At 74.2% G+C, this 10231-nt stretch carries 11 protein-coding genes; 5 read left to right on the forward strand and 6 right to left on the reverse strand.

Annotated elements, in window-relative coordinates; genetic code table 11:
• Nucleotides 1-59 precede the first annotated feature (59 nt).
• Nucleotides 60-689 carry a class F sortase gene (locus tag VK923_12610; protein ID HSJ45518.1) on the forward strand — a complete coding sequence of 210 codons (630 nt, stop codon included), beginning with the start codon at nt 60-62 and terminating at the stop codon, nt 687-689.
• A gap of 240 nt (nt 690-929) precedes the next feature.
• Here the strand turns inward: VK923_12610 and VK923_12615 are convergent, their stop codons facing one another.
• Nucleotides 930-1283, reverse strand: coding sequence for a hypothetical protein (locus tag VK923_12615; protein HSJ45519.1), 354 nt, complete (start codon nt 1281-1283; stop codon nt 930-932).
• 158 nt (nt 1284-1441) lie between these two features.
• On the opposite strand from VK923_12615, the gene VK923_12620 reads away from it, so the two are divergent.
• A complete protein-coding gene (locus VK923_12620) occupies nt 1442-2074 on the forward strand; it encodes a hypothetical protein (GenBank protein ID HSJ45520.1) in 633 nt (210 codons plus the stop codon).
• A gap of 89 nt (nt 2075-2163) precedes the next feature.
• Here VK923_12620 and VK923_12625 read toward each other — a convergent pair whose 3' ends face one another.
• Together VK923_12625 and VK923_12630 are read right to left on the reverse strand one after the other, a co-directional pair.
• Entirely contained in the window at nt 2164-3096 is a 933-nt protein-coding gene (locus tag VK923_12625) for a COX15/CtaA family protein (GenBank protein ID HSJ45521.1), read from the reverse strand.
• 50 nt (nt 3097-3146) lie between these two features.
• Complete coding sequence (locus tag VK923_12630) at nt 3147-4307, reverse strand: AMP-binding protein (GenBank protein HSJ45522.1); 1161 nt, start codon at nt 4305-4307, stop codon at nt 3147-3149.
• 91 nt (nt 4308-4398) lie between these two features.
• Between VK923_12630 and VK923_12635 the strand changes: the two genes are divergently transcribed.
• The 3 genes from VK923_12635 to menD are packed head-to-tail and all read left to right on the forward strand — an operon-like array spanning nt 4399 to nt 7981.
• Nucleotides 4399-5298, forward strand: a complete 900-nt coding sequence (locus VK923_12635) for a 1,4-dihydroxy-2-naphthoate polyprenyltransferase (GenBank protein HSJ45523.1) — start codon at nt 4399-4401, stop codon at nt 5296-5298.
• A gap of 26 nt (nt 5299-5324) precedes the next feature.
• Complete coding sequence (locus VK923_12640; protein HSJ45524.1) at nt 5325-6275, forward strand: o-succinylbenzoate synthase; 951 nt, start codon at nt 5325-5327, stop codon at nt 6273-6275.
• Nucleotides 6272-7981, forward strand: coding sequence for a 2-succinyl-5-enolpyruvyl-6-hydroxy-3-cyclohexene-1-carboxylic-acid synthase (gene menD / locus VK923_12645; protein ID HSJ45525.1), 1710 nt, complete (start codon nt 6272-6274; stop codon nt 7979-7981). The genes VK923_12640 and menD overlap by 4 nt, the downstream gene beginning before the upstream one ends.
• Nucleotides 7982-8104: 123 nt before the next feature.
• Here menD and VK923_12650 read toward each other — a convergent pair whose 3' ends face one another.
• From VK923_12650 to VK923_12660, 3 genes are all read right to left on the reverse strand, one after another.
• A complete protein-coding gene (locus VK923_12650; GenBank protein HSJ45526.1) occupies nt 8105-9355 on the reverse strand; it encodes an isochorismate synthase in 1251 nt (416 codons plus the stop codon).
• Complete coding sequence (locus tag VK923_12655; GenBank protein ID HSJ45527.1) at nt 9352-9876, reverse strand: MerR family transcriptional regulator; 525 nt, start codon at nt 9874-9876, stop codon at nt 9352-9354. The genes VK923_12650 and VK923_12655 overlap by 4 nt, the downstream gene beginning before the upstream one ends.
• 39 nt (nt 9877-9915) lie before the next feature.
• Nucleotides 9916-10231 (reverse strand): DUF4153 domain-containing protein (locus VK923_12660; GenBank protein HSJ45528.1); only part of this gene is annotated, 316 nt, incomplete at its 5' end.

Genomic DNA, 10231 nt, shown 5'->3' on the forward strand with positions numbered 1-10231 from the left:
GCGCAGCAAACACCAGGGGTCCTAGTGTTAGCGGCTGAGCGTCGAGAGGAGCGACGGACGTGTCGAGGTTGGCGGCGGGAGCGGTCTCCGCACTGCTCGGTGCGCTGATCGGCGTGGGCGTCCTCGTCGTGCTGGAGCGTTCGCGGACCGAAGCCATCGCACCGGTGGCAGCGGCTGCGACCGAGATCACGTCGACGGCGCCGGACGCCGGGGCGGGCGAGGCGTCCTCGCCGGAGCCACGCGAGCCGGTCGCCGATCCCGTCCGGGTGGTCATCCCGGCGATCGACGTCGACGCCGACCTCGTGGCGGTGGGCCTCAACCCCGATCAGTCGATGGAGGTCCCGGACTTCGGCGAGGCCGGATGGTATGAGCCGGGACCGCGTCCGGGGGAGCCGGGCCCGGCGGTCATCGCCGCACACGTCGACTCGGTCGCGGGCCCCGACGTGTTCTACCGGCTGCGCGAGCTCGAGCCGGGCGACGAGATCACGGTCGAGCACGCCGACGGCGCGCGCTCGACGTTCGCGGTGCGCGACGCCGAGCAGCAGGACAAGGACGACCTGCCCGTCGAACGCATCTGGAACGACACCGACGACAGCGTGCTCCGCCTCATCACCTGCGGCGGCGAGTTCGACCGGCAGCGGCGCAGCTACGAGTCCAACGTCATCGTCTACGCGGACGCCCGCGGCTGACGCCGACGGCTCCGTCGGCCGGGGTCGGCCCTGGGGTCTGTCTCCCGGTCCCGGCCGGCATTCGGTCGCATCCGCATCCCGGCTCGCGTCGTTGCGGCTCGCGCCGACATGGGCCTCGTGTTCGTCGCTCACCGCGCCGTGTGACCTGGGCGCCACTCCTGGTCGCCGTGCCGTGAGCGCCCTGGGCGGTTGGGCGTCCGGCGTCAGCGAGACGACCAGGCGCACGACTGGTCCGAGAGACTAGTCGTCGTCCGGCTCGATGGTCGGCGGGCCGCTGCCGGCCATCGTGCCCGGTGACCGCTTCGCAACGCCCGCCCACATGGCGGCCGCCAGGAAGATCGCGATGCCGAGGACGAGCACCCACGGGGACCTGAAGAGGAAGACCGACGCCGTGATGAGCGCGCCGACGGCCATCAGCGCGATCGGACCGTTGCTGCCGCCCGTCGTGACCGAGCCGTAGGGTCCGGTGCCCGGTTCGGTGGTCGGGTGCGTCTCGTGGTCGGGCAGTTTGGCAAAGTCCCCCTCGGCGTCGCGGCGCTGGATGCGATCGGCGCTCTGCTCGACCGATGGTGGGACCTGGTGCTCGTCGGCCACCGTGCGGCCTTCCGGTCTCGTCTGTTCGTGACGTACGACGATAGCGAACAGCACGGCCGGGCAGCCAGACCTGTCCGCTCGATACGGCGGGTGCAACTGCCGCCCGCGGCTGGACGGTCAACACTCACACACGACCACCCGGATGCCGAGTGCGGGGTGTGGAGACGTTGCAGAACCTTGGACGGATGCTGGTCGCGGCGCTGTTGGTGCTCATGGTCGTGCTGCCCACGGCCGCGGTCGGCGGCGAACCCAGCGATGCGCCGCTGTCCGACGTGCCCGGCGAGTACGTGCCAGCGCTACGCGCCGCCGCGGACGGCCTCGGCCTGTCGTACGACGAGCTGACGTCCGCGTCCGAGGACGAGTTGCAGGCACTGCTGTGCGACAAGCTCGATGAGACGTCGACCGACGAGATCGTCGCCCAGGCCCGCGCGGCGCTCGACAAGGCGCCCGAGGAGGAGCTCGCCCAATTCAGCGACGCCGAGCGCGAGCATCTGACGAAGACCCTGCCTTCGCTCATCGGCCAGGTCGAGTCGAGGTACTGCGACGGTGACGCCGGGACCTCCGGTGACGACACCTCGGGCGACGGCGTCGATGAGACGAACGACACCAATGCCGGGACGTCGGACGCCGGCGGCTCGTCGGACGGCGACATCCCCGTCCCGACCCGCGTCGACACCGGCGGTGGCGGTGCGGGTGGCGTGGGCACGGTCCCCGTCGCCTTCGGCGCCCTGTTCGCCGCGCTGTTCGGCCTGGTCGGCGTGGGTGTCACCACGCGGCGTCCCACCGGCTGAGCCCCAGCGGCACCGGCCACGCGGCCCGTTCGCTCCTGGCGCGGACGGGCCGCCACCGTGTCCATGCCCACCAGCGCGCGCGTGCCGTGTCAACGCACCGTGGTTGACACCGCCCCACGGTCGGCGCGGTCGTCGGAGGCCACGGCGGGGGAGCGAGCGACAGCCGACAGCCACATGGTGACGGCGGCGATCCACACGAGGCATGCACCGAGCAGGTGCGCGCCGACGAGCACCTCGGGCAGGCCGGTGAAGTACTGGACGTAGCCGATGAGCCCCTGGGCGAGCGACGCGCCCAGCAGGGTGGCCACGGCGCGCTGGACGCGCACCGGCGCGGCGGTGGCCCGCAGCCCGAACCACAGCGCGACGGCCAGGCCGAGGAGCAGGAAGACGCCGTCGGCGTGGAACTGGCTGGTGACCCGCGGGTCCAGGCCGAGGCGCGGGGTACCGACGTCGCCCGCGTGCGGACCGGTCGCGGTGACCAGGGTCCCCAGGGCCAGCACCGTGGCGACCACGCCGAGCAGCAGGTGCTGCACGCGTCGCAGCTCGGGTCGGATGACCACCTCGGCCAGCCCGTCGGGCCTCCGCACCCGGTCGTGCAGCACGACCGCGATGGCGATCAGCCCGATCGACAGCAGAAAGTGCGCCGCGACGATCAGCGGGTGCAGGCCCGTGAGCACGGTGATCCCGCCCAGCACGCCCTGCCCGAGGATGCCGGCCACGAGCGCCGCCGCCAGGCGCACCTGGTCACGACGGCGGGGTCGTCCCCGCCACACGGCGACCAGCACGGTGAGCGCGACCGCGAGCACGACGAAGCTCAGCAGGCGGTTGCCGAACTCGATGGCCTGGTGCCACGCGGCGACCTCCGCCGAGGCCAGCGGCACGACGCTGCCGTCGTTGCACGTCGGCCACTCGGGGCACCCGAGGCCCGAACCCGTCAGCCTGACCGCGCCGCCGGTCACGACGATCGCGACGTTGGTGACGACCGCCGCCAGAGTGAGCCGGCGCGTGGCTGCGACAGACATGCGGCGATGGTACCGACGCGGCCGCGCGCCGGTCGCCGCGTGCGCGCGTCTCAGTCCCGCGTGCCGATGGCCGCGGTGTCACCGGCACGCCTCCGCAGCGCGCCGCGGTCGACCTTGCCCAGCGCCGTGCGCGGCAGGGAGGCGACCACCTCAACCTGGCGCGGCACCATCGCGGCCGGCGCGGTCGCCCGGACGTGGGCGCGCAGGTCCTCGGCTGCCGGTGGTGAGGTGACGTCGGTCGCCACGACGTAGGCGACGACCCGCTGGCCCCATTCGGCGTCGGCGACCCCGATCACCGCGGCGTCCGCGACCCGAGGATGGGTCCGCAGGATGGCAGCGACCTCGGTCGTCGCGACATTGACCCCGCCACTGATGACGATGTCGTCGCTGCGGCCCGTCACGACCAGGCGGCCCTCGTCGAACCGCCCGACGTCCCTGCTGCGGAACCAGCCCCAGGCGTCGAGCAGCGGCACCAGCCGGCCACCCACGCGGTACCCGTCGGCCAGCACCGTGCCCCGCAGGAGGACCCGCTCATCCGGATCGATCGCCACGGCGACCCCGTCGAGCGGCACGCCGTCGTAGACGCATCCGCCGCAGGTCTCGGTCATGCCGTAGCTCACGGTCACACGGGCGCCCGCAGCGGTGGCGCGGGCGAGCAGGTCGGGCGGGGGGGCCGCGCCGCCGAGGAGGATCCGCTCGAACCGGCCGACGTCGACGCCGCGTTCGAGCAGGCGGTGCAGCATCGTCGGCACGAGCGCGACGTGGGTCGCCGCCGTCGCGCCAGCGACCGCGGCCGCGTCGAAGCGGTCGTGCAGCACGGGCGGCGTCCCCGCGGCGCGTGCCCGCAGGACGACCATGAGGCCGGCGATGTGGTGCACCGGCAACACGCCGAGCCAGCGTGCGGCGCCCGCGTCGAGCCGGTCGACGCTCGCCGCAACTCCGGCATCCAGCGCGCAGCGGCTGATCATGACCCCACGCGCGGCGCCGGTCGTCCCGGACGTGCGGACCACCAGCGCCGTGCCGTGCGGGACCTCGGCGCCGTCGCCGAGGTCGCGCTCGCCGTCGGCGTCGCGCACCGCGTGCGCGCCGAGGCCAACGGCGATCCGTTCGACGGCCGCATCCGGCAGCGTCGGGTCCAGCGGCAGCGCCGCGTCCCCGGCCCGCCACACGTCGTCGATCATCGCGACGGCCGCCCCTCCGGTCGGGCGCACGGCGATCAGCCGTACGCCGCTCCGGCGCGCGCTAGCCTGCGATGGGTCCATCGTCCACACGCTAGCGATCGCTGGAGACGGGAGTCGGCCCGTGGCGGCTGAGGTCTGGGTGGCCGCGGCGCGGCCGCGGACGCTGCCGGCCGCCCTGTCACCCGTGCTGGTCGGAACGGCGTCGGCCACGCGCGTGGTCGGGTGGCGCATGGCGGCCGCGCTCGTGGTGGCGCTGGCCGTGCAGGTCGCCGTCAACTTCGCCAACGACTACTTCGACGGGGTCCGTGGCGTGGACACCGCGGACCGCCGTGGACCACAGCGCGCGGTCGCGTCCGGCCACGTCGCACCGGAGCGCATGCGGACGGCGATCGTGGCGGCGCTGGCCGTCGCCGCCGTCGCGGGGCTGGCGCTGGCCGCGGCGGTCGGGTGGCAACTGCTGCTGGTCGGCCTGGCGTGCTTCGCCGCCGCGATCGGCTACAGCGGTGGGCCACGGCCGTACGCGTCCACCGGGCTCGGCGAGGTGTTCGTGTTCGCCTTCTTCGGGTTGGTCGCGACGATGGGCTCGGCCTACGTGCAGGACGAGCAGCTGCGCTGGCTGCCCGCCGTGGCCGCGGTCCCGGTGGGGCTGCTGTCGGTCGCGCTGCTGGTCGTCAACAACCTGCGCGACATCCCGACGGACGCACGGACCGGCAAGCGCACGCTCGCGGTGCGCCTCGGGGAGCGGCCGACCTTCTACCTGTACATCGTGCTGATCAACACCGCGATCCTGTCGACCGGCATGGTGGCGCTGGTCTCGCTGTCGGTGTGGCCGGCCGTCGCCTTCCTCGCCGTGCCGCTCGCGCTGAGCGCGCAGAACAAGGTGGCGGCCGGGATGGAGGCCGACGACGCCGCAGTGCTGGTCGCGGGCCTCGCGATGACCGGGCTCCTGCAGCTCGTCTACGGCCTGCTGCTCGCCGGCGGGCTGACGATGGCATCCATCGCGCCCGGCGTGTTCCTGTGACGGTGCCGTCGATGGGGTCCCCGTGGATGCAGGTCGACGATGCCGGGACGACGGTCGTGGCGGCGTTCGACATCCCGCTGCGGCTGCGGTTCCGAGGCGTCACGTCCCGCACCGGCGTCCTGGTGCGGGGCGCGGCCGGATGGGGGGAGTGGTCGCCGTTCGCCGACCACCGCCCGCATCTGGCTGCACGCTGGTGGCGTGCCGCGCACGAGGCCGCCACCCGGGCGTGGCCGCGTGCGCGACGCGACACGGTGCCGGTCAATGCGATCGTGCCCGTCGTCGACCCCCAGCGCGCCCACGACCTCACCCGGGCGTCGGGCTGCACGACCGCCAAGGTCAAGGTTGGCGACGCCGGCGACGTGGCGCGGGTCGAGGCCGTCCGTGACGCCCTGGGTCCCGACGGCAGGCTGCGGCTGGACGTCAACGCCGCATGGGACCTCGAGACCGCCGTCGAGAAGCTGCGCGCACTGGCGCGGTTCGACCTGGAGTACGTCGAGCAGCCCGTGGCCGACCTCGCCGACTTCGCTCGGCTGCGCACGCGGGTGGACGTGCCCCTGGCCGCCGACGAGTCGGTGCGCCTGGCGCCGGACCCGCTGCACATCCGAGGGATCGACGCCACCGACGTCGTGATCCTCAAGGTCCAGCCGCTCGGCGGCGTGTGGCGCTGCCTCGAGGTCGCCGAGGCCTGTGGCCGCCCGGCTGTCGTGTCGTCGGCGGTCGAGACGTCTGTCGGCCTCGCCGCGGGGGTTGCGCTCGCGGCGGCGCTGCCCGACCTGCCCCACGCCTGCGGGCTCGGCACCGCGACGCTGCTGGCCGGTGACGTCGTGGAGGACCCGCTCGTGCCGGTCGATGGCCAGCTGGCCGTGCGGCGTCCCGTCCCGTCGGTGCCGCTGATCGATCGATGGTCGGCCGGCGACGACGTCGTAGCCGCATGGGGTCGGCGCCTGGACACGGTGCGGGAGGTCGTGGGCGCGTGAACCCGTCGACCGCGCAGGCGCGCGTGCTCGCCGACGAGTTCGCTCGCGGTGGGCTGTGCCACACCGTGATCGCCCCCGGCTCGCGCTCGGCGCCGCTGGCGCTGGCGTTCGACGCACACCCGGACGTGACCGTCCACGTCGAGATCGACGAGCGCTCGGCGGCGTTCCTCGCGCTCGGCATCGGCAGGGCGTCGAGGCAGCCGGCCGCGGTCGTGTGCTCGTCGGGCACCGCCGCCGTCAACTTCCACCCCGCGGTCGTCGAGGCCCACCACTCCCGCACGCCCCTGGTCGTGCTGACCGCCGACCGGCCCCCGGAGCTGCGGGCCACCGGCGCGAACCAGACGATCGACCAGCCCGGCGTGTACGGCGGCGTGACGCGCTGGTCGGTCGACATCAGCGTCGCAGAGCGGCGCGCCGGCGCGGTCGCCTACTGGCGGTCGATCGCCGCCCGAGCGCTCGCGGAGGCGCGGGGCCACCCCGCCGGGCCGGTCCACTGCAACGTCGGCCTGCGCGAGCCGCTGGTGCCCGATCGCGACGACGACTGGATCGAGCCCCTCGACGGGATCCGCGAGGCGGGCCAGCCGTGGGCGACCCGCACGGTCGACCTCGGGCTGCCGGTGCCGTCGCTGGTCGCCGAGGCCGCCGGCCTGGTCGACGCGCACCCGCGCGGCGCGCTGGTCCTGGGAGACGTCGAGGTCGACGGTGTCGTCGTCGCCGGGTTCGCCACGGTGGCCGGCTGGCCGGTCATAGCCGAGCCGCACAGCGGCGCGCGCACGGGTGACCACGTCGTCAGCACCGCCGACCTGCTCCTGGCCGATCCCGGGTTCGCCGACGCGCACCGACCGGACGTCGCGGTGGTCATCGGTCGGCCGGTGCTGACCCGCAGCGTCCGACGGTGGCTCGACGGCGTGCCACGGACCGTGGTTGTCGACGCCGACGGCGCATGGCTGGATCCCGGGCGCACAGTCGAGCGCATCGTGCGAGCCGATCCCACCGCGCTGCTGCATGACGTGACGGACCGGCTCGACGGCCGGCGCACGACCCACTTCCTGGCGCAGTGGCAGCACGCGGAGCGGTCCGCTCGCGCGGCGGTCGACGCCGTGCTGGACGAGCGGTCCGCGCCCACCGAGCCCCGTGTCGCACGTGACCTGGCCGCGTGCCTGCCGGACGGCTCAGCGCTCGTCGCCGCGTCGAGCATGCCGATCCGCGACCTCTCGGCGGTCATGCGGCCGCGGCGCGGCCTGCGGGTCCTGGGCAACCGGGGCGCGAGCGGCATCGACGGGTTCGTGTCGACCACCCTTGGCGTCGCCATCGGCCACGACGGCCCGGTCGCCTCGCTGTGCGGCGACCTTTCGCTGCTGCACGACCAGAACGGCTTCCTCCTGGCGGACGCTGCCGAGCTGGATGCGGTCTTCGTCGTCGTCAACAACGACGGTGGCGGGATCTTCTCGCTGCTCGAGCAGCGCGAGGTGGAGGGCTTCGAGCGCCTGTTCGGCACCCCGCACGGCATCGCGTTCGCATCCCTGGCGGCGCTCTACGGGGTGGCGTACCACCCGCTGCCACGTGCCGCCGACCTGGCCGACACGGTCTGCGGCGCGCTGGATCTCGGCGGACTGCATCTGGTGGAGGTCCGCACCGACCGCGACGCCAACGCCGCCCTGCACCGCGAGCTGAGCGCCACGGTCGCCGCCGTCCTCCAGCACTGATCCGCCCGGCGCGCCTGCCACGGTCCCGCCTGCGTGGCAGCCGGTCACGATATCTCGGTGCTGGTTGCCACGGTCCCCCGTGTGTGGCAGCCGGTCACGGAATCTCGGTCCTGGTTGCCACGCTCAGAAGGCGGACTGCATCGCGCGCAGCTTCAGGCGGGTCTCCTCGAGCTCTGATTCGGGAAGCGAGTCGCCGACGATGCCGGCACCGGCGAACAGCCGGGCGCGAGCGCCGTCGACCTGCGCGCAGCGCAGCGCGATCGCCAGCTCGCCGTCGCCCGCGGCGTCGACCCACCCGACCGGTCCCGCGTACCTCCCACGGTCGATGGTCTCGAGCTCCGCGATCAGCTCCAGTGCCCGCGCCGTGGGCGTCCCACCGACCGCTGCCGTCGGATGCAGCCGCTCCGCCAGCGTCAGCGCGTCGACCGATGACACGAGCGTGCCCGTGACCGACGTCGCCAGGTGCATGACATTGGCGAGCCGCAGCAGGTGGGGGGTGTCCTCCACGTCGAGGCGGGCGGTGAGCGGCTCCAGCGTCGCGTGCACCGACGCCACGGCCGGGCGGTGCTCTGCGAGGTCCTTGGCCGACGCGAGCAGGCGATCGCCGAGCCGGCGGTCCTCTGCGTCGTCGGCGCCGCGTCGGGCCGTCCCTGCCAGCACGAGCGAGCGCAGCCGGTCACCTGTCCGGCGGATCAACAGCTCGGGCGAGGCACCGACCAGGCCCGCGACGCGGAACGTGAAGCAGTCCGGGAAGCGGTCCCGCAGGCGGGTCACCAGCGTGACGAGGTCGAACGGCGCCTCGCTGTACACCTGCCGGTCCCTGGCGAGCACGACCTTCTCGACGTCACCCGCCCGGATGCGGCGCACCGCGCGGTCGACCGCGTCGAGCCAGCCGATCTCGGCGGCGCTCGCCCCCGCGTAGCGCACCCGCGGGGACGGGCGCGGCGCCGGCGGCGGGTCCGCCAGCCGCAGATCGTCGTCGGCGACGGGTCGGTCGCCGACGACGGTGAGCCACGCCCGACCATCGCGGCGACGGACAACGGTCCGCGGGATGACCAGCACCGAGCCGGTCGCGGCCGGATCGAATGTCAGGCTGGCGAACGCGACCGGGCCGGGCGTGCCGGTGTCGTCGGACACGATCGCGGCGAACCGCCGGGCCAGACGGTCGGCGGCCGCAGCCCGGGCGGCCTCGTCGTCCAAGGTCAGCCGAGTCGCTGCGCCCCAGCCGGCGAGCTCCACCGAGGGCCCCAGCCAGCACCACTCGCCGCCGGCGAGCACGGCGCCGGCGGCCACGGCCTCGACCTCGACGGTCCGGGACCACAGGCGTGGCGACGGTGCGGCCGCCGTCGTCGTACGTGTCGTGACGTCGGTCACGTGCGCTCCCGCAGTCGGTCGTGGGCGGCGTTGACGAGCAGGCGCCGGAAGTGGTGGCCGACCAGCGTGCTCGTCGCCGGCAGCATGTGGCTGAACGCCGTGAGCAGCCGTGCCGCCGCGTCGTCCTCGTCGGCGGCCTGCGACCGGATCGGGTCCCGGACGAACCGCAGGAACAGCTCCACGGCGTGGTCGGCGATCGTCCGCATGGCCGCCGTGTGCTCGCGGGCGAGGCTGAACAGCTCGTCCAGCGGCAGGCCGGCCTCGACCAGCGCCAGCCCGGCGCGCAGGGCCTCGACGTCGGCCAGTGTGTAGCGGCGGTCGTCGTCGGTCGCCCTGGGGATCAGCAGGCCCTCGCGCTCGACCGCCTCGAGCAGGGAGGCCGGCAGCTCGGCATGGTCTGCGAGTTGCTCGAGCGTCAGCAGCTCGACCTCCGTGTCCCCGTCCTCCCCGGGCAGCGGCCCGGACAGCGCGGCCGCGAGTGCCGCGTCCGCAGCGGGCAGGGAATCGTGGTCGGACGCCATGCGCCAATGCTAGGCCTCAGTGCACGGTCGGGTGCGGCGTCAGCCCGTGCGGCACCTCGCGTCGAGCGCGGCGGCGGCGCGGTCGCGCGCCCAGTTCCAAGACAAGGACGGCTCGCCGGCAACGGGCACGGTACGGGTGCACAACGCCGCGCGCAGCTGCGCACGGTACGGAGGATCGAGCCGGTCGGCGACGTCGACCAGGACGGGTACGGCGTCGTCGGACAGCCCGGCGGCGTAGCCGACGTCGAGGCGTCCAGTCTGCTCCCAGTGCCGGATGTTGTGGTGGACGACGAGCGCCTCGGGGTTGACCACGTTGAGGACCAGCAGCACGGCCAGACCGGTGCCTGCGGCGAAC

This window comes from Euzebyales bacterium (assembly GCA_035461305.1).
In the GTDB taxonomy this organism is placed as follows: Bacteria; Actinomycetota; Nitriliruptoria; order Euzebyales; family JAHELV01; genus JAHELV01.

What these genes read in the sequence shown, in the direction of transcription:
- VK923_12655 (HSJ45527.1), bottom strand. Translation starts at nt 9,876, where the DNA reads ATGGCGTCCGACCACGATTCCCTGCCCGCTGCGGACGCGGCACTCGCG.
- VK923_12640 (HSJ45524.1), top strand. Translation starts at nt 5,325, where the DNA reads ATGCAGGTCGACGATGCCGGGACGACGGTCGTGGCGGCGTTCGACATC.
- VK923_12625 (HSJ45521.1), bottom strand. Translation starts at nt 3,096, where the DNA reads ATGTCTGTCGCAGCCACGCGCCGGCTCACTCTGGCGGCGGTCGTCACC.